21 protein-coding genes are annotated in these 22,139 nt (G+C 56.7%); 4 read left to right on the top strand and 17 right to left on the bottom strand.

What is annotated here, in order from left to right; translation table 11 throughout:
* Window positions 1–99: 99 nt before the first annotated feature.
* The 6 genes from IFT53_RS08405 to IFT53_RS08380 form a co-directional block, all read right to left on the bottom strand.
* On the bottom strand, window positions 100–1,209 hold the full coding sequence (locus IFT53_RS08405; RefSeq protein ID WP_192064061.1) for an endonuclease/exonuclease/phosphatase family protein: 1,110 nt from the start codon (window positions 1,207–1,209) through the stop codon (window positions 100–102).
* A 60-nt stretch (window positions 1,210–1,269) separates the two neighbouring features.
* A complete protein-coding gene (locus IFT53_RS08400) occupies window positions 1,270–2,298 on the bottom strand; it encodes an ABC transporter ATP-binding protein (protein WP_192064062.1) in 1,029 nt (342 codons plus the stop codon).
* A complete protein-coding gene (locus IFT53_RS08395; RefSeq protein WP_192064063.1) occupies window positions 2,286–3,974 on the bottom strand; it encodes an ABC transporter permease in 1,689 nt (562 codons plus the stop codon). The genes IFT53_RS08400 and IFT53_RS08395 overlap by 13 nt, the downstream gene beginning before the upstream one ends.
* Before the next feature lie 69 nt (window positions 3,975–4,043).
* On the bottom strand, window positions 4,044–5,027 hold the full coding sequence (locus IFT53_RS08390; RefSeq protein ID WP_192064064.1) for an ABC transporter substrate-binding protein: 984 nt from the start codon (window positions 5,025–5,027) through the stop codon (window positions 4,044–4,046).
* 125 nt (window positions 5,028–5,152) lie between these two features.
* The gene (locus IFT53_RS08385) at window positions 5,153–5,983 is read right to left on the bottom strand and encodes a PhzF family phenazine biosynthesis protein (RefSeq protein WP_192064065.1); all 831 of its coding nucleotides are present in this window, start codon (window positions 5,981–5,983) and stop codon (window positions 5,153–5,155) included.
* A 138-nt stretch (window positions 5,984–6,121) separates the two neighbouring features.
* Entirely contained in the window at window positions 6,122–7,366 is a 1,245-nt protein-coding gene (locus IFT53_RS08380) for an aminotransferase-like domain-containing protein (RefSeq protein WP_192064066.1), read from the bottom strand.
* Between the two features lie 238 nt (window positions 7,367–7,604).
* Between IFT53_RS08380 and IFT53_RS08375 the strand changes: the two genes are divergently transcribed.
* Complete coding sequence (locus IFT53_RS08375; RefSeq protein ID WP_192064067.1) at window positions 7,605–8,057, top strand: RbsD/FucU family protein; 453 nt, start codon at window positions 7,605–7,607, stop codon at window positions 8,055–8,057.
* A gap of 57 nt (window positions 8,058–8,114) precedes the next feature.
* Here the strand turns inward: IFT53_RS08375 and IFT53_RS08370 are convergent, their stop codons facing one another.
* The 8 genes from IFT53_RS08370 to IFT53_RS08335 form a co-directional block, all read right to left on the bottom strand.
* Entirely contained in the window at window positions 8,115–8,762 is a 648-nt protein-coding gene (locus tag IFT53_RS08370) for a hypothetical protein (RefSeq protein WP_192064068.1), read from the bottom strand.
* Window positions 8,763–8,854: 92 nt separating this feature from the next.
* Window positions 8,855–9,391 (bottom strand): hypothetical protein, encoded by a 537-nt coding sequence (locus IFT53_RS08365; protein ID WP_192064069.1) that lies wholly within the window; start codon window positions 9,389–9,391, stop codon window positions 8,855–8,857.
* Between the two features lie 222 nt (window positions 9,392–9,613).
* On the bottom strand, window positions 9,614–10,318 hold the full coding sequence (locus IFT53_RS08360; protein ID WP_192064070.1) for a hypothetical protein: 705 nt from the start codon (window positions 10,316–10,318) through the stop codon (window positions 9,614–9,616).
* 125 nt (window positions 10,319–10,443) lie between these two features.
* On the bottom strand, window positions 10,444–11,115 hold the full coding sequence (locus IFT53_RS08355; protein WP_192064071.1) for a hypothetical protein: 672 nt from the start codon (window positions 11,113–11,115) through the stop codon (window positions 10,444–10,446).
* A gap of 174 nt (window positions 11,116–11,289) precedes the next feature.
* On the bottom strand, window positions 11,290–11,640 hold the full coding sequence (locus IFT53_RS08350; RefSeq protein ID WP_192064072.1) for a helix-turn-helix domain-containing protein: 351 nt from the start codon (window positions 11,638–11,640) through the stop codon (window positions 11,290–11,292).
* Between the two features lie 367 nt (window positions 11,641–12,007).
* Window positions 12,008–13,027 carry a ketol-acid reductoisomerase gene (ilvC, locus tag IFT53_RS08345; protein ID WP_042616040.1) on the bottom strand — a complete coding sequence of 340 codons (1,020 nt, stop codon included), beginning with the start codon at window positions 13,025–13,027 and terminating at the stop codon, window positions 12,008–12,010.
* Between the two features lie 46 nt (window positions 13,028–13,073).
* A complete protein-coding gene (locus IFT53_RS08340; protein WP_192064464.1) occupies window positions 13,074–13,730 on the bottom strand; it encodes a TetR/AcrR family transcriptional regulator C-terminal domain-containing protein in 657 nt (218 codons plus the stop codon).
* A 172-nt stretch (window positions 13,731–13,902) separates the two neighbouring features.
* A complete protein-coding gene (locus tag IFT53_RS08335; RefSeq protein WP_192064073.1) occupies window positions 13,903–14,310 on the bottom strand; it encodes a winged helix-turn-helix transcriptional regulator in 408 nt (135 codons plus the stop codon).
* A 134-nt stretch (window positions 14,311–14,444) separates the two neighbouring features.
* Here IFT53_RS08335 and IFT53_RS08330 point away from each other — a divergent pair, with 134 nt between their 5' ends.
* Entirely contained in the window at window positions 14,445–15,332 is an 888-nt protein-coding gene (locus IFT53_RS08330) for an SDR family oxidoreductase (RefSeq protein ID WP_192064074.1), read from the top strand.
* A gap of 222 nt (window positions 15,333–15,554) precedes the next feature.
* On the opposite strand, the gene IFT53_RS08325 is transcribed toward IFT53_RS08330, so the two are convergent.
* Entirely contained in the window at window positions 15,555–16,820 is a 1,266-nt protein-coding gene (locus IFT53_RS08325; RefSeq protein ID WP_192064075.1) for an NAD(P)/FAD-dependent oxidoreductase, read from the bottom strand.
* Window positions 16,821–16,897: 77 nt separating this feature from the next.
* The gene (locus IFT53_RS08320; RefSeq protein WP_192064076.1) at window positions 16,898–17,653 is read right to left on the bottom strand and encodes a pyridoxine 5'-phosphate synthase; all 756 of its coding nucleotides are present in this window, start codon (window positions 17,651–17,653) and stop codon (window positions 16,898–16,900) included.
* A 144-nt stretch (window positions 17,654–17,797) separates the two neighbouring features.
* Here IFT53_RS08320 and IFT53_RS08315 point away from each other — a divergent pair, with 144 nt between their 5' ends.
* A complete protein-coding gene (locus IFT53_RS08315; RefSeq protein ID WP_244656246.1) occupies window positions 17,798–18,601 on the top strand; it encodes a MerR family transcriptional regulator in 804 nt (267 codons plus the stop codon).
* Window positions 18,602–18,631: 30 nt separating this feature from the next.
* On the opposite strand, the gene IFT53_RS08310 is transcribed toward IFT53_RS08315, so the two are convergent.
* Complete coding sequence (locus IFT53_RS08310) at window positions 18,632–19,759, bottom strand: ATP-dependent DNA helicase (RefSeq protein WP_042616044.1); 1,128 nt, start codon at window positions 19,757–19,759, stop codon at window positions 18,632–18,634.
* 350 nt (window positions 19,760–20,109) lie between these two features.
* Between IFT53_RS08310 and IFT53_RS08305 the strand changes: the two genes are divergently transcribed.
* Window positions 20,110–22,077, top strand: a complete 1,968-nt coding sequence (locus IFT53_RS08305) for a methyl-accepting chemotaxis protein (RefSeq protein WP_213014964.1) — start codon at window positions 20,110–20,112, stop codon at window positions 22,075–22,077.
* The last annotated feature ends 62 nt before the right edge of the window (window positions 22,078–22,139 follow it).

The raw sequence follows: 22,139 nt of genomic DNA, 5'->3' as shown, positions 1-22,139 counted from the left end.
CACCGAGCAGGCGTTACTTTTAAACAGCGACTTTTTTTCCTGTTTGATGAACTTGCAGCTGCGGGGAGCCAGCAGTTGCTTGTTCTCCCCTCGCACATTTCATCCCAAATCCAGCGTCATGACCACGGGGCAATGGTCTGAGGCCTTTGGTCTGTCCCAGCCTGTGCGCGGGTAGCGCTCTATGTCTTGGCCGGGCGGGAAGACGGTTCGGTAGGGTTGACCGGCGCGCACGATCTCCGGGACGCTGGCGGCGTTGAGTTCGGCAAGATGCGGCGATAGCCAGATATAGTCGAGTTGGCAGAGATGCTGCTCTTGCGGGCCACGGGAGTGGTACAGCGTCCAGCGGTCCATCGCATCGCGCCGCGTCATGGGGTTTACCGCGAAATCATCATGGGTGAAAATGTCGAGCGCGCTGCGTTCCTCACTGACAGGCGCGAAGGTATAGCCGGTGCGACGGTTTCCAGAAATGACGACGCGCTCCTGATAGTCGTTCATGTCGCCACATATGGCGAACTTTCTGGCGTCCCGCGGCAGGTCCTTGAAGCGGCTTTCAACGATGTGGCGGATGGCGCGCGTTTCGGCTTCGCGCACGGGCATCGTACCGAGCCGGCCATCGCCAGCTTCCCGGGCGTTGCTCATGGATTTCAGGTGGCAGACATAAAGGCTGAACGGCTTGCCGCCGATCCGCAGGTCGAGCTCTAGGCAATCCCGCTTGAATATCTTGTCATCGATACGGTTGGTCAGCGACAGAGGTTCGTTAAACAGGTCAAGCTCGCGGTAGGTCAGCGCGGCGTGACTCTTGATCTCGACAAGCTCGATCTTTTCACCATCCAACGTTTCCTCGCGCATAATGACGGCCACATCGATGCCGCGACTGTCATTGCCTTCAATAAGGTATTTCTGGCGGTACCCATTCCCCACCATGCGGTAGAGATAGCCATATTCGAAGGCCTGAAGAGCGGCCATGTTGTCGACTTCCTGAAGGCAGAGAATATCGGCATCCGCATCTGCAATCGCCAGCGCAGAGAGCTGGCGCGTATCATCTGTGGAAGCGAGCATCCTTGCGCTTTCCAGCGCCTGATAGGCGACCTCGTCCCGAACATCGAAAAGCTGCATGGCGCGGTCGCGCCGCGTCTGGTTGCGAAAGCCGCTATAATCAAAACGGGTGAGAAGGTTTTCGATGTTGAAGGTGGCAAGCCGCAGCGACATACGTCATTCCCTGTTGGCCCCCACCATATCCACAATCGATCAGACTTGCCAAGGCAGGCTTCACAGCCGCCAGGCAGAGCGGATGATGACCGGATAGAGGGAGCCAACGGCGGCGGGTTCGCGGGAATAGGCGCGCAGCACCTGCCCGTCTGGCAGAGTCAGCCGCAGGGCGTAACGTTCGCCCTCATAAAGAACATTCGTCACCCTGCAAGCAATGCCCTCCCCATCATGCAACACATCCTGCGGGCGGACCAGAATGTCACTAGTCGGTGACTGAAGTGAGTCACCCGTCAGAAGAGGCTGCAAGGCAGTCCAGTCGAGGGTGCGGGCCGCACCTTCCACTTTGGGAACCGAGAGGATGGCACCCTGCCCCACCAGCCCACCCACCAGCCTGCCTTCAGGCCGGGCATAGAGTTCGGCAGGCGCTGCCATCTGCAAGAGTTTGCCCTCGGACATGACGGCAACATCGGTCGCCAGCGCCATGGCTTCAGCCTGATCATGCGTGACATAGACCATCGTCGCGCCTGAGGTGGCATGAAACTCGCGGAATGTTTCTTCCATTTCCTGCCGCAGATGCCGGTCCAGATTGGCGAGCGGCTCATCCAGCAGCACCACATCCGGTTCGGTCACAAGGCAACGTGCGAGTGCCACGCGCTGCCGTTGCCCGCCGGAAAGTTCGGATGGACGCCGCTGCGCATAGGCCTCAAGCCGAACGGTGGCCAGCGCATCTGCCACCTTCTGCCGATAGCGCTCACCCGAAATGCCACGGACCTTGAGAGGATAACCAGCATTTTCGGCCACCGTCATGTGCGGCCATAGCGCGTAGGATTGAAACACCATGGCCATGTTGCGCCGCTCTGGCGGCACCATGCTGCCAGCATCGGCCAAGACCCGATCACCCAGCAATATGGCACCGTCCGTCGGCTGCTCAAACCCGGCAATCATGCGGAGAACCGTGGTCTTGCCGCAGCCGGAAGGGCCGAGCAGCGCCAGAAACCCGCCATCGCGCACCGTGATCGAGACATCGTTTACAGCCGGTTTGCCTGCCCCGAATGTTTTGGACAGACGGTTGAGTATCAGTTTCGCCAAGGCACAACTCCCTTCGGCAATTTTCGCCCGAGGATTTCCAGAAGCAGCATGAGAACAATGACCATCGCCACCACCAGCACCGATAGTGCCGAGGCCAGATCGAAACTGCCGCTGTCATCGAGATTGTAGATGACGACGCCCAGCGTCTGGGTGCCTGCAGACCACAACAGCGCAGAAACGGTGAGTTCGTTGCAGGCGATGAGAAAAACGAGAATGACCGATGCGCCCGCTGCGGGCCCAACCAGCGGCAGAATGATATCGAACATGCGCCGCCTGAACCCCGCACCGGCCAACCGTGCCGCTTCCTCCAGCGCAGGATCGAACTGCGTGAAGGCCGATACCATGGGCTTCAGGCTGACGGCGAAGAAGGAGGAGAAATAGGCCAGCAGAATGATCCACAACGTGCCGTAAAGCGTGACGCCAAGCAGCGGAATGGGAGCGGCGAACAGCAGCACATAGGATACGGAAATAACAACGCCCGGCAGCGCATAGGGAATATCGACCAGCGCCGAAAGCAGGAACATGAAACGGCTTTTGCCCCGCACCAGAAAATAGGCCGTCAGCACGGTCACCGCAAGGAGACATAGGGATGTGGCGGTGCCCAGAAACAGCGAGTTGGCAAAGGCCGTGCGCGTGACCGCCTGGCGCAGCAGAATCTCTTCATAGGCATGGAGCGTTGCGGTTTTGAACGTCAGCGGCACGCCATAGGCAGGCGCAAGCGAACTGACGATCAGCGCGGTCAGCGGCGCAACCAGCATGAAGAAGATGCCGAGCCAAAGCGCAAATTCGGCACCCAAGCGAAAGCCGCCGAGCCGGAAGGTGGCAGCCTTGCCGGAAAGCCCGATGATGCGATAATCGCGCCCCTTCATTGCCCGTTCCTGAATGGCAAGCCCAATGACGGAGATGATGGCAATCATGCCGGACAGCATGGCGATATCGCCAAATGTGCTGGTGCCGAAGCTGGAAAAGCGGCTGTAGATCAGTGTCGGCAGCGTATAGATCGAAGCGGGAATGCCCAGAATGGCCGGGATGCCGAAATTGCCGACACCGGATACGAAGGAGATCGCGGCCCCCGCTATCAGCCCCGGCATGGCAAGCGGCAGGATGATGTCTTTCAGCACCCGCCACGATGTCGCGCCAGAAAGCTTGGCAGCCTCTATGCCATCCTGCGGCAGCGCCAGAAGACCGGCGCGCAGCGAAAGATAAACCAGCGGCGCGTGCTGCACACCCAGCAGCAACGCAATGCCACCCATGGAATAGAGGGGCTGCGGCGAGCCCAAGGGCGGAGCGAGACCGATGGCTTTCAAAAATGTGCTGGAAGGCCCTGTCATGCCAATCCATGCCAGCGCCGTCACCTGCGGCGGTATCATCATCGGCAGCATGAACAGGAAGCTGAGGACCGATTTGCCCCGGATATCGCATAATGTCAGCGCCAGCGCGAAGGCACCGCCAATGACCAGCGAAATGACCATGCCGAAGAAGGATGTGGACAGCGTGTTCAACGCTGCCTGCCACAATGCAGGATCGCTCAGCAGCGGCCACATGTCACCCCTTAGAGATGACAGGATGCCGGTATAGGCAAGCCGCCCCAGAGGCAGTGCGCTGAGGAGGAAGACCACTGTGATGACAAAGGGAAACAGCCAGCGCGGCTGGCTGTTCTGTGAGATCGATGACAAGCGTCGCACTCCATCTCGACGTTATCCCCGGGTCGGCCCCGGGGATACAATGACGTCGATGTAATCCTATCAGCCCTTGGTATCGAAGATGTCTGAGAAGGACTTCAGGTCTTTCTCGGAATTCTTCAAAGCATCAGGCGCATTGATGGGCAGAACCTTGATCTTGTCACGCGCTGGGAAGCCTTCTGGCAGGGCCACATCGTTGCGGGCTGGAATGTAGCCCAGCTTGACGAAACCTTCCTGGCCCTTGGCAGAGAGAACGTAATCCACGAACTTCTTGGCCGCATCAGCATGCTTGGTGTGCGCCAAAATGCCGACAGGCTCGGTCACAGCCGAAACGCCTTCTTCCGGGAATACGAATTCCACCGGCGCGCCCTTGGCCTTTTCACGAATTGGCATGTAGTCGACAACCACGCCATAGGCCTTTTCGCCTGATGCAACGGACTTCAACACCGCGCCGTTACCGCCTGCGGCAATCGCCCCATTGGCCTTGAGCGCCTTGTAATAATCCCAGCCGAGTGTGCTGACACCGGCGAGTGTCTGCGCGTGAATGAGGGCTGCACCTGAGGTCAGCGGGCTTGGCATGGTCACCAGTCCTTTGGCTTCCGGCTTTTCCAGATCTTTCCAGCTGGTCGGCTTCATGGCGGCCTGCGTGTTGTACATGATGCCAGTGGTGATCAGCTTCGTGGAGTAATAATAACCTTCCGCATCATAAAGCGCCGCATCGTAATGGGCCGCTTCCGGCGATTTGTAGGCCAGCAGCTGCTTGTTCTGCTTCATGCGCTCCAGCGTTACCGTATCGGCAATCAACAGAACGTCCGCCGCGGCATTGCCCGCCTCGATCTCGGCCATCAGCTTGGCCATGATCTTCGGCGTTCCATCGCGAACCCATTCGATATCGATGCCGGGGTTTGCGGCCTTGAAGCCATCGACCGTGGCCTGCGCATCTTCATTCGGCTGGCTGGTATAAAGCACCAGATCAGCAGCCTGCGCGCTGCCCACCAGAATACCCAGCGAAACGATGGCAGTGAAAGTGGAGAGGAGCGTTTTCATGAATGCGGTTCCTGTTGATAGCTGCCACCGCTAAAACACATATCCATAACACGTATGTGACAGACAAGTTTTAGCGGCGACGCCGACAGGTCGTTATTTCGAGAAATAGCTCAGGCACTTTGCCGTCACAACGTAACGGCGCCCTCGATCAAGGTCGTCACCGCGCCACCAATCCAGATATCGTCGCCAATCTTATCGACACTCACGCGCCCTGCCCGGCCAAGCGCCGTGCCCTGGCTTGCGACATAGCTGCTGGCTGCGATGCCGCTACCGATAAGCCATTGCGCAATGCCCGCATTCAGGCTGCCCGTAACAGGGTCTTCATAGCCATCGGTAAAGGCACGCACCTCAAAGTCAGCATCGATTTCACCGCCGCATGGCGCGACAACACCAACGTGGAACCCCGCGTAAAGAGCGCTATAGTCAGGCTTGATAGCCAGCACATCCTGACGATTGCGCAGCAGAAGCGAGAGCCAGCCGGGACCATTATCCGTCCAGTTCGCGCCGACGATGGTCTCGGCAGACAATGCAAGTGCCGCCCTCACCTTCTCCAGCGTTTCAGCATCCACCGGGCCGGATTTGCGCAAGGGTGGCGCGGCGAATGATAGCTTGCCATGATCAATCCGAACGCGAACGAGACCCGCCTCACATTGCTGCACTACCTCCTGCACACCGGCTTTGTTGTTGTGGCGCAGCCAGACATGGCACGTGCCAAGCGTAGGGTGGCCGGCGAAAGGCAACTCCTTGTTCGGGGTGAAGATGCGCACGCGATAATCCGCGCCGGGCTCGCTTGGTTTCAGAATGAATGTCGTTTCGCTGAGGTTAGTCCAGTTGGCAAATGCCGCCATCTGCTCATCCGTCAGCCCATCCGCATCACATACAACGGCAAGCGGGTTGCCCTTCATCGGCTGCTCGGAAAAGACGTCTACCTGCTGAAATGCGTGCTGACTGGACATGGAAGAATCCTCTCGTTGGGATGGCGCAGAACAAGACTAGTCGTCACCCTCGGGCTTGTCCCGAGGGTCTAACTACGTTTGATGTTGGGGTGCGTTAGATCCTCGGGACAAGCCCGAGGATGACGTAAAAAGGACCGCTTAAACCAGCGGCATCGTCGCGGAAGAGGTCGCTTCCGCGCTGGCAATCAGGCGACCAAGGCGCTTGATGCCTTCATCAATCATCTCCTCATTGGCGCAGGAGAAGCTGATGCGCAGCGTGTTGGGACCAGAGCCATCTGCGAAGAAGGCCTTGCCCGGCACGAAGGCCACACGCTCTGTCGAAAGAGACTTTGCCAGAAGCTCCGCTCCATCAAGGCCTTCCGGCAGCGTTACCCAGATGAACATGCCGCCTTCTGGCCGAACCCAGCGGGCGGATTTGGGCATATACTTGTCCAGCGCCACCAGCATCGCATCACGCCGCGCACTGTAAGCGGCCTTGATCTTGGCGACTTGCTTGTCAAAACCACGCGAAGCCACATGTTCGACAGCCATCTGGTTGATGGTCGAGGAATGCAGATCGGCAGCCTGCTTCATCAGCACCAGCTTGCGGATGACAGGCATGGCGGCAACCACGAAACCAACGCGTAAGCCAGGCGCCAGCGTCTTGGAGAAGCTGCCGGAATAGATGGTGCGAGTCTGATCGATGCCGCCGCTGCGGGCAATATCCAGCGCCAGAATTGGCGTGACTGGCTCACCATCAAAACGCAGGTTCTGATAGGCACCGTCCTCGATAACGGCGATATCCAGCTCGTCAGCCAGTTCCAGAACGCGATTACGTCCCGCCAGATCAACAGTCTCGCCTGTTGGATTGGAGAAATCAGCCGAAAGATAGGCGAACTTCACGGCACCACCCGCCTTTGTCGCATTGTCGCGGTAGGTCTGCGGCGTGCGGTTGCCAGAGGGGTTCAGCTGGTCATAGGTCGGCTCATAGGCATTGAAGGCCGAGAGCGCGCCAAGATAGGTCGGCCAGGTTACCAATGCGGTGTCATTGGGCGAAATGAACAGCTTGCCCAGATAATCCAGCGCCTGCTGCGAGCCTGATGTGATGAAAACGTTATCGACAGCGCATTCGATGCCGATCTTGGCCATGTCCTGCACAATCCATTCGCGCAGCGGCTTGTAGCCTTCGCTGACGGAATATTGCAGAGCCGAGCTCACCTTCGGACCGGAAAAGATATCTTCGTAGGCCTGACGGAATTCCTCATCCGGAAACAGTGCAGGATCGGGAATGCCACCGGCAAACGAGATGATGTCGGGCTGCTCCAGAAGCTTCAGCAATTCGCGGATTTCGGATGCCTTCATGCGCGATGAGCGCGTGGCGAAAATCTGTTCCCAGTCAAGCATGGGTTCGTTTCCTCTTATGTGTTCTTCTGCGCATAGATGTATAGAAACATCGATAGGTCAGCAATGCTGACTTATCGAGTTTCGGTACGGTTTCACGATATTTCTGAGCATGCTCCCGGACGCAGCACAGGCATACATGCTTGCAAAAGAGTCTACAATCGACGCTGAGACGGATTGACGCCGAAGGCTTTTCCGGGTTCGAGTGCGCCAACTTGATTTGCCGCATGGAGGAGAAGAAATGCTCAAGAATATCGACCCCGCGCTGAACGCTGATGTGCTGCACGCCCTGCGCGCCATGGGCCATGCAGACACGCTCGTCATTACGGATACCAATTTTCCGTCAGACAGCATCGCGCAGCACACCAATGTCGGTCAGGTCCTGCGGATGGAGAACATCTCCGCCGCCCGCGCCATGAAGGCCATCCTCTCCGTTTTCCCTCTGGACACCCCGATCCAGCCCTCAGTCGGGCGCATGGAAGTCATGGGCGCGCCCGACCAGATCGAGCCGGTTCAGGCCGAAGTGCAGGCGGAAATCGATGCCGCAGAAGGCCAGTCTGCGCCAATGTATGGCATCGAGCGTTTCGCATTTTATGAGCAGGCCAAGAATGCCTACTGCGTCATCACGACAGGCGAGACGCGGTTTTATGGCTGCTTCATTCTGACCAAGGGCGTCATTGCGCCGAAGGGCTAAGCCCGGCCAGAAATGGCCAGCAGCGCGCTGGTGTCGCACATATCCGCGCGGCACGCTTCAGTGTGTAATGGCCATGACAAGCCAGTCATAACGATCCAGATGCGCAAGCATTTTCTGCGCATCTTCAAAAGCGTTGTTTTCCTTCAGTGCGTGCAACGCCTCCTCGGCCAGTTTGTGAGATTTTGCTGGTCGTCCTGAGGCCAGAATATCGAGCCGCTCCCGCAAAATGTCGGTCATGCCCGGCGGCGTCCAGCCCCCGGTGTGGGCAAAACCACCAGCAACCGCCGTGGAAGTTCCTCGCACATATCTTTGCAGGACTGTCTCGATCGGCCATCCATAGATAAGGGCTCTGAACTCATCTTCCGACCAGCCAAGCGCGGGCAAATGCCTCGCAAGCAGCGCATGGTTCGTATCATGGCTAGCGCTGAGGGATGGTAGAGGCTCTAAATCCGGGGCGAGCATAACGAAAGCGGCAAGACCGGCACTGATGAAGGCAGGCTCCAGCCATGAAGGTGCTGCGCCACCCGGCCCAAGATAAAAAGCCGTGTTGATGTTCTCCAGATGCGCCAAACCGGCATATCTGGCCTTTGCCACATCCGCAAACACCCCTCTGTCGCCGCTCGCCCATTCCCGCATAAGATTTTGCAAATCCCGTTCGAAATCAGCCGTTACCGCACAGCGAAATGCATGATGAAGTACTGCCATTCTGAAGCTCCCCTCAAAAAATCGCCACCGGCGTGTAACAGCCGGCAGCGACGTGTGTTCCGCTAAAATCTCCGAGATTACTCGGCGGAAGTTTATTGTGCGGTGCAGTTTTCAAGCGTTCCGTTGATCACGGTCACGCCTGAGTTAGCGGTTGTTGCAAGGCTCTGAAAGCCTGCCGCCGCAACACGGCTAGCGGCAGCGTTGGTCGTTGCATCCGTAATCTGGCTTCTTGCTATGCTCCAATGACCGGGAGGATCGTTGTCAAATGTAATGACCCAGGGGAATGGCTTCGGCTTGAAAATGTCATCGATGTAGAACTTGATATCGGCATTGCCAACATTGGCCTCATCACCCGGCGCTGGGGCATCATCAGGCAGATCAACCTTCACAAAGCATTGTGCGGCCGGCAAGCCTGCGCGAGCATCATCGTCGTTGTCGAAATAGAAAAAAGATAATGTCGGCGGGTTACCACTCACACCAAAATTGTCTCTCGTCCAAACAACCACACCGGTTGCCGCGTTCGCCGTCACACTGCGGTAGACGGAATAGGCGTAGGCCGGGCTGACCGCACCCAGCGCCAATGCAACGACGCTGATAGACAATAGACGATTACGAAGCTTTCTGTTCATGGGGCGTTTCCTTTTTCCATGGAGAGACGACCGCTCCTCACACCATGCGAAGAGCGTTGACCGGCGGCGACGGCCGACGGATCCGGGTGCTGCGAGCGGTGTTTGCCGCTGGCTATGAGGGTTGGAAGATCGTGGGTTGGCCTTGTCAGACGCCCGTCATGGCGTCATGCCGATGGCGGTTCAGAGAACCAGTAATCAAAAGGTCAAAAGTAGCATCTCTTCTTAAGACCCACCTTGTGTAGAAAAAGTCCCATTCGCATTATAGGTGACGGTCATGCGAGTATATCCGGTGGTGAAATCACAGCTCGCGGCATTGGTTGTGTCATAGGCAACAACATCTCCATCGGCCTTGTAACCGGTCTTCACATAAAAAATCTGCGTAGGTGCGCAGGTCATCGTCGCGTTGGGCGGCGGTGCGATGTAGCTCGACAAAAGGACCGACCCATTACCATTGATTGTGGCTAGGCCGCAGTAGAGCTGCGGATCTGGTGTCGGCGTGTAGGACGGCACATTCACGCCAAATGCTCCTTCGGCTATGCCGGTTTGGTTGACCGGGCTCGACATTCCAAGCGGGCTGACGCTCAACGTCGTGCAATCCAGCGCAGTCGTCGATCCAGAAGCAAGGTCAATCGCCCGAACGACATTGGTACTTGCAACCTTCACCATCGTGCGTGCCCGTGCAGATCGCGAAGGCGGTACCGCCGGGGCTGTGCTGATGGCACCTGCATAGATTTCCGCCCCCATCTCGAAGTCTATTGAAGCCCCCGTGGCATCATAGTTTCCGACGGCCTGACAACCCAAGCTGCCACTCAGTATGGAACTGGCAGCCACAGCCGGGTGAAATGTTGCCTGCTGCTGAAAGACATGGAAATATTGCGTCGTGGCCGACATATTTCGAACCACGATCGTGTAAAAGTCACTGCTCATGGGGCTCAATCATCCAGATTAACATATCGGTTGCCCGCCACAGCTAACGCGTGGCGGACACCCGTCGCTGGAGACAGGGTAACGGCTTAGGTTTATCGTCCGTTAGCCCCGTCGCGACGCCACGATTACTGAAGAGCCGTCTTCCAGTCGCCGTTCGGTAGCAGGCTGACATTGCAGGTAGTGTAACCGCCGGTAAAATCCGCCAACGCAGCATTCAAGCTGGACTGGGAGAAGTTCATGACGTTACCCGGCGTGTAGACACCTGTCTGAACGTAATATTTGAGTATTGGCTGGCAATCTGTGTTGTTCTGCGGGTTCGCCTGAACGAAGTTGGAAAGGACGATGCCGCCATTGACGTTAACGGCCGAGCCAACATTGTAGTAAGGTGGCGAGGTAAAGCTTGGCGTTTTGATACGAAACGAGCCGGGCTGAACGCCTGTTGTATTCTTCGGTATGCTGAGACCAAGAGGCGAAATCGTCGCGGTCGTCGTGTCGGGCGGTGTCTCCGTGCTTCCGTAATCCGGGGCAAGCTCGATAAGCCGCGAGGCCGAGTTGAAACCGGAAGAATTTCCTTCTGTCGGGGTCGTGCTAGCCTGCTGGATACCAGCATAATACTGGAGATTGACCTGGAATGTCAGGATGGAGCCAGTCGCATTAAAATTACCGAGAGCCTGAGAATACAGAGAATTGGTGTAGACGTCACCACCGCCCGAATAGACGGCTGGCTGCTGAAAGAAAAAGAAGTCCTGCGTCTGCGGCTGCATGTTTTTAACGTTGATGGTCAAAAGAGTAGACATTGATAGCAATCCTTGCGTGTTAAGAGTGAACTCAGGGACCTGCCTGACTGGCCTGTTGGTATTCGGTTTGTGCCAGTCCACCTCAGCGTCCCTGCGCTCGAATATCGCGATATCTGACGCCTATATCAACCTTGAGTTGTTAACCTGAGCGTGAATTTTCGCGTGGAATTGCGCTCAGCGTTCTCCGTGTTCCAAAGAGATGGCTTCGAGCAGCGAAAGAAGGCGCGACTGGAAAATCTTCGACCTGTTGCGCAACATCATGACCCCTTGCAGCTCCGTCGCGGAAATCGTCCTGTCGCTGTGCCAGTCCATCGTTCCCCTTCCCAGCAGCAGCCAATCGAGGGACACATCCAGCACCTCGGCAAGGGAGCAGACACTTTCCAGCGAAGCATGGCCCCCATTCTGCCAACGGGACACCGCCGCAACAGACACCTCAAGCTCTGCAGCCAGCGCGTGGATCTTGCGGACCTTATTTTGTGAAATGGCTTCGCGTATACGCTTGCCGCGTGCAGGATCGTGAGCCATCACCGCGCCTCCTGCACGTGCCATATGCGGCTGGACATCATCCTGATCGTGCATCGACTGGAAGTCTGACGGGCCTTGCAACGGACGCTGGAAATATTGGGCAGGACAATCGCCCGCGCAGACAGGGTGAGCGCAAAGTCCTGCTGCAAATTCTCTAAATAAATACTCAAAATGCAACCTCAGATATTTACTTTTGATTTACGTATCCATTAGTTGCGCGCCATAAATATGAAAAGCTGGAAAAAAAGTTATGCACACCTAGGTTGTATCAAGTTGTAAATGCAGCCATTTTCAGAGCTTGCCGTTGCAAACGAAAAAGGCCGGAGCTTTCGCTCCGGCCTTCGTTCATTCAGTCTTGAACTGACGCTTAGTTGACAGCCTTGTCGACCAGCTTGTTCTTGCCGATCCATGGCATCATGCCGCGCAGCTTGGCGCCGACTTCTTCGATCTGGTGGGTGTCGTTCATGCGGCGGATGCCCTTGAAGCGCGAGCCACCGGCGCGGTATTCCTGCATCCAGTCCGATGTGAACTTGCCGGTCTGAATGTCGGTCAGAACGCGCTTCATTTCAGCCTTTGTTTCGGCAGTGATGATGCGAGGACCGGTGACGTATTCGCCCCACTCGGCTGTGTTGGAGATCGAGTAGTTCATGTTGGCAATGCCGCCTTCGTAGATCAGGTCTACGATCAGCTTCACTTCGTGCAGGCACTCGAAATAGGCCATTTCAGGCGCGTAGCCAGCTTCGGTCAGGGTCTCGAAACCAGCGCGGATCAGTTCAACGAGGCCGCCGCACAGAACGACCTGTTCGCCGAAGAGGTCTGTTTCGCACTCTTCGCGGAAGTTGGTTTCGATGATGCCGGAACGACCGCCACCAACGCCGCAAGCGTAGGAAAGCGCAACCTCAAGGGCGTTGCCCGAAGCGTTCTGGTGAACGGCAACCAGGCAAGGAACGCCGCCGCCCTTCTGGTATTCGCCGCGAACCGTGTGGCCAGGGCCCTTGGGTGCGATCATGACGACGTCGAGCGAAGCCTTAGGCTCGATAAGGCCGAAGTGAACGTTGAGGCCGTGCGCAAATGCAATCGCTGCACCGTCACGAATGTTGTCGGCAATCTCTGCCTTGTAGATGTCGGCCTGAAGTTCGTCAGGCGTTGCCATCATCAAAAGGTCTGCCCACTTGGCAGCTTCAGCAACTGTCATGACCTTGAAGCCATCGGCTTCGGCCTTCTTGATGGTCGGCGAACCGGCCTTCAGCGCGATGACGACGCCGGTCGCGCCGCTGTCCTTCAGGTTCAGCGCGTGGGCGCGGCCCTGCGAACCATAACCGACGATGGCGACATTCTTCGCCTTGATGAGATTGAGATCGGCATCACGATCGTAATAGACGCGCATTTCGGTAGTCCTTCCTTGAAATATGTGACGTTGTTTAGACCGGAACTCAGGCGGCTTTTCCGCCGGTTTCCGAATGTACCTTCTCCGTGCCGTAAAGCGTTAGAAAGGCTGATACGGCCTTGCGCGCCCGGGCGGAGAAATCCTTGGCCTGCTGCGCTTCCCCGAGAAGCATGCGCACATGCAGATCGGAGACGATCAGGCCGTAAAAACTGCGATAAGCATCTTCGAGATCATCAAAGCGAAGATAACCGGAACGGCGTCCAGCTTCGATGAGGCCGCGTGCTCGCTTGTCGATCTGGCGACGACCCCGCTCCAGCAACAAATTGCCAAGCTTGGAGCCATCGCGGCTCGCCTGGCCGATGGCAAGACGGTTCAACGCCAGCGACACATCGCCTGCCAGAACGTCCAGCAGATCATGGGCAAAAACTTCGAGATGCTCTGTCAATTGCGCGGCAGAAACGCGGTCGCCAGCCTTCTCGAAGGTGCGGACCTTGCTCTGCTGAAAAGTGATCATCGCGGCCAGCAGGCCATCGCGATCGCCAAACCATTTGTAGAGGCTTTCCTTGGAACAGTTAGCAGCGCGCGCGAGACCAGAAGTCGTCAGCGCTTTTTCTCCGCCCTCGACCAGAAGACGCAAAGCCTGCTCCAGAACAGCGTTCTGACGTGGCGAAAACTCCTGCGCGGTGATCGGATCGGTCCCCACCTTACCCACTCCATTTGCTCAAAATGTACCGTACCGTACGGTTCGAGTGGTTTTAGGCGGAGCGTCGTTAAGGGTCAAGCATTTTTTTGAACGGAGAAGACGAATTGACGCGTCGCAATGTGAGCATCATCGAATGAACGCGTTTTTCTTGATGAGATATTCAAGCCAGCAATCAGGCCTGATCTTCAAATCGCTTTCGCGCAGCCACAACAGCATTGTGGTTCTCAAGCGCCCAGTTGATGACCTCTGAAAGAGGCCGGTAAAGCGAGCGGCCCAGCGGGGTCATGCTGTATTCCACGCTGGGCGGCTTGGTCGGAAATACCTCGCGGTGAATGTATCCATCGCGCTGAAGGTCGCGCAATGTCTGCGTCAACATGCGCTGGGAAATATCCGGCACCATGCGGCGAAGCTCACCGAAGCGATAGGGCCGCTCAGCGAGAGCTTGCAACAGAAGTGTCGACCACTTGCCACCAATATGACTTAGAAGATCACGCACCGGGCAATTGTCAAAATCCAGATTGGCGAAGTCCGGCAGGGGCGCGGAAGCCGTTGGCTTCAGTCTGGCAATTGTCGCACTCATGCTGGTTCCCTTTTGGTAACGTAGGGCTTAAAAAATGCCTTCTTTACACAAAGCGGTCAATTCCTATTTTAGACTTACTCTCTTTTTGAGACCAGCAATCCGCACTCCGTCAAATTGCAAAAAAGGAATATGTTATGAGCAAAATTCTTGTGACTGGCGCATCTGGCCAGCTCGGCCAGGCCGTTATACGCCACCTGTTGGAATCCTATGGCGTAAACGCATCCAACATCGTTGCTGCAAGCCGCGACACATCCAAACTTTCTGCGCTAGCAGCAAAGGGTGTGGAAACCCGCACAGCCGATTTTGATGACGCAGCTTCCCTCGACGCAGCCTTTGCAGGCATCGATACAGCCCTGCTTATTTCCACAGATGCTCTTGCCGTTCCCGGCCAGCGCCTGACGCAGCACAAGGCAGCCGTGGCAGCGGCGACAAAGGCTGGCATCAAGCACATTGCCTACACATCCATGCAGAAGCCGGACACATCGCTGGTCACCTTCGCGCCGGATCATCTGGGCACCGAAGAGGCCATCAAGGCAAGCGGCGTGCCTTACACCATCCTGCGCAACGCATGGTACCATGAGAACTACATGCATGGCATGCCGCACAATGTTGAGGCCGGTCAGTGGTTTACTGCAATGGCTGACGGCAAGGTTCCGAACATTTCCCGCGACGACTGCGCACGCGCTGCGGCTGCGGTTCTGGCCAAAGGCAAGGCTGAAAACAAGACCTACGACATCACAGGCCCGCAATCACTCAACGCCGACCAGATTGCCGAGATGATCTCGAAGGTCACCGGCAAACCGCTGGCCGTCATCAAGGTTTCACCAGCCGATTTGCAAAAGGGCATAGAAGGCGCAGGCCTTCCTTCCTTCGTTGCACAGATGCTCGCATCAGCCGATGCCAACATTGCTGCTGGTAACTTCGATATCGTCACAGATGATTACGAAAAGCTCACGGGGCAAAAGCCACAGACGCTCGAGGCTTTCTTTGAAGCGCACAAGGCAGCATTGCTGTCAGCCTGAGATTTGCGATAGTGGCTCTGGAAATGGGCCATCATCGGGCATGTTTGTTACCTACATTCGTCACACGCAACGTCATCCTCGGGCCTGTCCCGAGGATCTAACGCACCCCAACAGCAAACGTGGTTAGACCCTCGGGACAAGCCCGAGGGTGACGGAGGGAAAGGTTTTAACCAGAATCGAAGTCAGTCATCATGGGCTCGAATAGATTGGCGAACCCGCCAATCACCCTTCGTCCTTCAGTGTCTCTTTCTGCGTAATCAACCGCGCACTGTGCTGCCCGCTGAGATAGATCCAGAGCCAGCTCCACGCCACTGCCAGACGCGAGCGGGTGCCGATGAGGAAGTAGATATGAGCAAGGCCCCATATCCACCAAGCCACCACGCCGGTGAGCTTGATCTTGCCGAAATCCGCCACTGCCGCGCTCTTGCCGATGGTGGCGAGATTGCCCTGATGGCGGTAGCGGAACACAGGCTGCTCCGCCTTGCCCGCAAGCCGCGCCTTGATAACCTCGGCCACGTAGGCGCCCTGTTGCTTTGCGGCGGGCGCGACACCCGGAACCGGCTTGCCATTCTCCTGCATGACAGACGCGGTATCTCCGATAACGAAAATATTCGGATCACTGGCGATGTTCAGATGCGGACCAACCTCCGCACGCCCTGCCCTGTCGGCGTCCGAACCAAGCCATTTGGCCGCTGGTGAGGCCTGCACACCTGCGGCCCAGATCATGGTGCGGGCGGGCGTAAACACGTCGCCAATCGTCACGCCATCTTCGGTGCAAGCCGAAACAGGCGTGCCGAGCAGAACCTCCACGCCAAGCCGTTCCAGCGCACGCTTGGTGTAGGCCGAAAGGTCTTCGGTAAAGGCAGGGAGAACCCGCGGCCCCGCCTCTACCAGCAAAACCCGGGTCTTGCGCGTATCCACATTGCGAAACTCCGGTGGCAAGACCCGGTGGGCAAGCTCTGCGATCATGCCCGCCATTTCGACACCCGTTGGCCCGGCACCAATCACGACAAAGGTCAGGTGTGCCTGTATCTCCTCATCGGTCTTGGCCAACTCGGCGCGCTCGAATGCCAGCAACAGACGGCGGCGGATGGTCGTGGCATCCTCCAGCGTTTTCAAACCGGGGGCATGCTTTTCCCAGGCGTCGTTGCCGAAATAGGCATGGCGGGCACCGGTGGCCAGAACCAGCGTATCGAAAGGCACGGCCTCACCCGATTTCAAAAGCACGGTGCGGCTTTCGCGATCAATGCCGCCAACTTCCGCCAGCAGCGTGGTGACCTCTGCCCGGTCGCGGTACAGCCGCCTTATGGGCCAGGCGATTTCGGAGGTCGCAAGCGCCGTAGTCGCAACTTGGTAAAGCAAAGGCTGAAATAAATGGTGGTTGCGACGGTCGATCAGTGTGATGCGAACCGGGGCTCCTTTAAGCCCGTGAACGACTTGCAGGCCGCCAAAACCACCTCCGACAACGACCACGTGATGATTTTGCATGATATCCGCCTTCCAAAACAAACAAGCCGTGCAAACGGTGCACGGCTTGGCAGTATAGGCGCTAAAATTGACGATAGTTATGAAATAGACTGACCGCAGGCGCGGCAAAAACGCCGTACCGTTTCCCCCATGCCATATTCCAGGGCATCCGCCGTCAGCCCGTGGCCAATGGAAACCTCCGCCAGATAGGGAATTCTCCCCATCAGGGCTGGCAGATTGGCAACCGTCAGATCGTGACCTGCATTAACACCAAGTCCCAGGGCTTTGGCGTGATCGGCAGTCGCGCCTAATTTCTCCAGCCACATCTGCGCTTCCTCGGGCTTATCGTAACCGCCGCCATAGGGGCCGGTATAAAGCTCGATCCGGGCGGCACGCGTATCGGCGGCCAGTTGCACCGCGTCCTTGTCACCATCGCCATCTGCAAAGAGGGAAACGCGCATACCGCCTGCGGTCAGGCGCGCAACTGTTTCCTTCAAGAAAGTAGAGTGCTTTCGAAAATCCCAACCGTGATCGGATGTCGCCTGCGATGGGTCATCAGGCACAAGCGTCACCTGCTCGGGCTGCGCTTCCTCGCACAGCAACAGAAAATCTTCGGACGGATAGCCCTCGATGTTGAATTCGGCTTCTGGGTATTCGTCATCGATCAAAGCGCGCAAGACCGGCAGATCGGAAAAACGGATGTGGCGTTGGTCCGGACGGGGATGGACCGTCAGCCCGCTGGCACCGGCCGCCAGCGCGATGCGGCCAAAATTTGCGACGTCAGGCCAAGGCAGATCCCGGCGGTTGCGAAGCATTGCGATGGCGTTGAGATTGACGGAGAGTTTGGCTGGCATGGTCGGACCGTTTTTTCAATGTGGGAGCCCACTGTTTCCCCCACTCTGCCGTTTGCCGCAAGCGACTTGCCGAAAATAATTGAAAACTTCGGAACCAAGTTCTGCCGCCTGCATTCTAGAGGCAGTTGGGGCTGGGAATGTATTATGTCTAACGAATATTTTGATGCGGTCATAGATCGCGAAAAACATATCCAATTTGGTGTCGTCATCGAAGCGGGGAAAAATGCCGGCTGGAAAGCGACGCCCATGAGCGATGCAGGAAAGCCCAGAAAAATGCCAAACAGGGATCTATCTGCTGTCAGTGCGAAGAATTTTCTCCCTGACATCCGTATGCCTTCAAATATGCCTCCTGAGCCGGTCGGAATTGCCGATATGGCGAAAATGTTCGACGTTACCCATAGAACGCTGCATTTTTACGAGGAAAAAGGCATCATAGCCTCGCGCCGTTCAGGCATCATGCGCGTATATTCGCATGCCGATATACGCCGCATGGCAGTGGTGAACTTCTGCCGCGATATCGGCATCCCTATCGCCACAGTGCAGCTCATCATGCAGGATCTTTCTACAGCTGCAACGCAGGCTGAAGCCGATGATCTCTTTCAGGCCGCTCTTGCAGCGCGCAAAAAAGAAGTGAATGCCGAGCTTTCGAAGCTCAGCGTGCAAATGCAGAAGATCAACGATGCACTTGCGCCCGAAGAGCAGCACCCCGTTGGCGCAGCGCAAACCAAAACAGCAACAGACGTCAGATTGACAACGCGTGAGCGCGAATGCCTAGAGCTAATGGCTGAAGGCTATGCGCCCGCAAGGCTTGCGCGCACATTGGGCGTTCCTGTGGAAGAGCATGAGCGACTGGAAGCTGTGATTCTGGAAAAAGTCGGCGCTTCCGACCGTTATCAGGCAGTCGCAAAAAGCCTGCAGCTGGGCCTGATCAGCCAGAACGAGGAATAGCACTCACGGTAGTGAGTGCGCTTCCGCCGGTCAGCGAACTATCGTCAGTGTTTCAGCGGCCCGGGTGATGGCGGTGTAAAGCCATCTTTCGCGGGAATCACGAAACGCAAAGCTTTCATCGAACAGAACAACATTGTTCCATTGCGATCCCTGCGATTTGTGGACGGTCAGCGCATAGCCATAATCGAACTCGTCATAGCGCTTGCGCGTGGTCCAGGGTATCTCGGTCTCGCTTTCTTCGAAAGCAGCTTTGAGCAACTTAATCTTGGCCGCGCCGCGATCCATATCATCGTCTTCGGGACGGATCATCAGGTTGATGCCGGGCTTCACGGTCTCGCGTGATGAACTCATGACCTGCCAAAGGGAGCCATTGAGCAGACCCTTTGCGGGATCATTTCGCAGGCACACCAGCTTGTCACCGGATTGCGGATAATCAGCACTGAAACCCTTGAGCTCACGCAGGCGCTGGTTATACCGCTTGCGGGTCCGGTTGGTGCCGACCAGAACCTGATCCGCATCCAGCACAAGCCCCTGCGTCACCTCATCCTTGGAAATGACCTGGGCTGCACCATAGTCGCCGCGCATGATTTCCTTGCCTTCACGCACGTCCATGGCAAGCTGGATGATGGGATTATCCTTCGCCTGACGATGGATTTCAGACAGCAGGAAATCCGGCTCTTGCTCGGTAAAGAACCCTCCACCGGATATCGGCGGCAACTGGCCGGGATCACCCAGCACGAGAATAGGCGTGCTGAAGCTCATCAGGTCGCGGCCAAGGGCCTCATCCACCATCGAGCACTCATCGATGATGATAAGAGCTGCCTTGGCAAGCGGGCTCTGGCGGTTGATGGAGAACATGGGCGAGATGGATGTCTTGCCCGTCTCTTCATCCTCCACCGCTTCCTCGCCCCGGGGGCGATAGATCAGGGAATGGATCGTGCGGGCATTTGTTGCCCCGCGGGAGCGCAAAACCTGCGCCGCCTTGCCGGTAAAGGCTGCAAAAAGGACTTCACCATCTACATGTTCGGCAAAGTGCTTTGCAAGCGTCGTCTTGCCCGTTCCGGCGTAACCGAACAGCCGAAAAACCGGCGTCCGGCCTTCCTTCAGCCAGCGCGAAACAGCCTTCAGGGCTTCATCCTGTTGTGGAGATAATTGCATGCGCTCTCTTCGCAGGATTCGAGCGTGAGGCGCAACAAAAAAAGAACGAATGACGGAAATGGCAGGGTCACTGACGACCACACACCTACAAGTCAAAGCAACAATATAGCGCCATATAAGTAATTCCTTATTCGTTAAAATACAATAATTGACCATTAACGAACGATAAATTTGTTTAATATACTACCGATTATAAGGATGAACTATTAGGGATAGTTTATTCACGCCATTCCAAAGATCAAAATCGCGCGACTGAATACGCGCATCAAACGAGATTTCTGGACAGATCTTGTTCGGTATGACGCCGTTTTGATTGAAATGACATAACGTGAATTAGGGGTCGACGAACTATGTTTTCTTTCCAAAATCTTTCGACAAAGTCGAAAGTCGTTTTAGGCACAGCTGCACCTGTTATACTTGCGATTGCTATTGGCGCTATTTCGCTGAACAATATCGCTTCAATGGACAAAAGCACGCACTGGGTTGAACACACTTATAAAGTCTTGCAGACAACGGATGACATCACCGCTGCAGCCGTTGACATGGAAACGGGCATGCGCGGCTTCATCATCACAGGCAAGCAGGACTTTCTGGCCCCTTACCGCCAGGGCGAACAGGCCATTTACAAGACAATCAGCGATCTGAAAAAGACGGTCAGCGATAATCCAACTCAGGTTGGTCGCCTCGACAAGATCGAGAAGGCAATCGGTGACTGGCAAAAGATGTTCGCCGAACCTCAGATCAAGGCGCGCGGCGCATTGGCTGACACGACAACCCTCGGCGATATGAACAAGCAATTGGACGCATCCCAGGGCAAGACCTATTTTGATGGCCTCCGCGGCTTCATCAAGGAGTTTCAGGGCGAGGAAAGCGCACTGCTGGCCAAACGCAACGCCGCCAACGAAGCGTCCATATCCTCAGCCAAGACCATGATCTGGGGCAGCATTGTCGGCGCAATCGTCATCGCGCTCATGGCAGGTCTTGCGATTGGCAGCGGCATTTCCAGACCATTGCTGGCGATGACTGCAGCCATGAAGCGCCTTGCCAATGGCGAGACGCAGGTGGAAATTCCCGGCGTTGGACGCAAGGACGAAATCGGCGTGATGGCGGAAACCGTGCAGGTCTTCAAGGACAACGCAATCGCCAAGATCAACATGGAGCGCGAGGCGCAGGCAAACCGTTCCATGAGCGACAAGCAGCGTCAGGAACAGGAAGCCCAGAAGGCGCAGGAAGCGGCAGAAATCCAGCTGGCTGTCGATGAACTGGCAAAGGGTCTTGGCCAGCTGTCCGATGGCAATGTCGCATATCGCATCACCGCTCCGTTCGCCGCCCATCTCGACAGGCTGAGAGGCGACTTCAACAACTCGCTCGCAAAGCTGAATGAAGCACTCGTTTCCGTCGGCAAAAACGCTCGCGGCATCGACGCCGGTGCAAACGAAATCCGTTCCGCCGCCGATGATCTTTCCAAGCGCACCGAGCAGCAGGCTGCCTCCGTTGAACAAACAGCTGCCGCGCTGGAAGAAATCACCACGACGGTGAAAGACAGCAGCAACCGCGCAGAAGAAGTCGGCCACCTTGTTTCCAAGGCTCGCGAAGGTGCGGAAAAGTCCGGCAATGTGGTTCGTCAGGCCGTCACTGCCATGAACGAGATCGAGCGCTCCTCCGGTGAAATCACCAACATCATCAGCGTCATCGATGAAATCGCCTTCCAGACCAACCTGCTGGCCCTGAACGCCGGTGTAGAAGCCGCGCGTGCGGGTGACGCAGGCAAGGGCTTTGCCGTTGTTGCGCAGGAAGTGCGTGAACTGGCGCAGCGTTCTGCAAAGGCCGCCAAGGAAATCAAGGCGCTGATCACAACATCCGGCGAGCATGTCCGCTCTGGCGTCAACCTTGTTGGTGAAACCGGTCGTGCGCTTGAGGTGATTGTCGGCGAGGTTCAGGAAATCAACCGCCACATCACCGCGATTGTTGAATCCTCGCGTGAACAGTCTGTTGGACTTCAGGAAATCAACACCGCCGTTAACACGATGGATCAGGGCACGCAGCAGAACGCAGCCATGGTCGAGCAATCGACAGCGGCCAGCCACAGCCTTGCGAAGGAAGCCGCATCTCTCAACCAGTTGATATCACGCTTCAACCTGGCTTCGTCAGACAGCAATAGCTGGACGGCACCGACACAGGGCGCCCCGGTCAGAGCAGCCTCAACCGCGTCGAGACCCGCACCATCCCCTGCCCGTGCACTTGGCCGCAAGATCGCAGGCGCTTTCGGCGGCGGCGCGTCGGCTGCCGCAGCTCACAGCAACTGGGAAGAGTTTTGATCCATCCAAATCCACAAAAGGCCCAGGGGAAACCCTGGGCCTTTTTTATATCACGCTGAGAT

The sequence above is a fragment of the Rhizobium sp. CFBP 13644 genome (assembly GCF_014842165.1).
Classification (GTDB): Bacteria; Pseudomonadota; Alphaproteobacteria; order Rhizobiales; family Rhizobiaceae; genus Agrobacterium; species Agrobacterium tumefaciens_C.
This window is presented reverse-complemented; position numbering and strand designations above follow the sequence as displayed.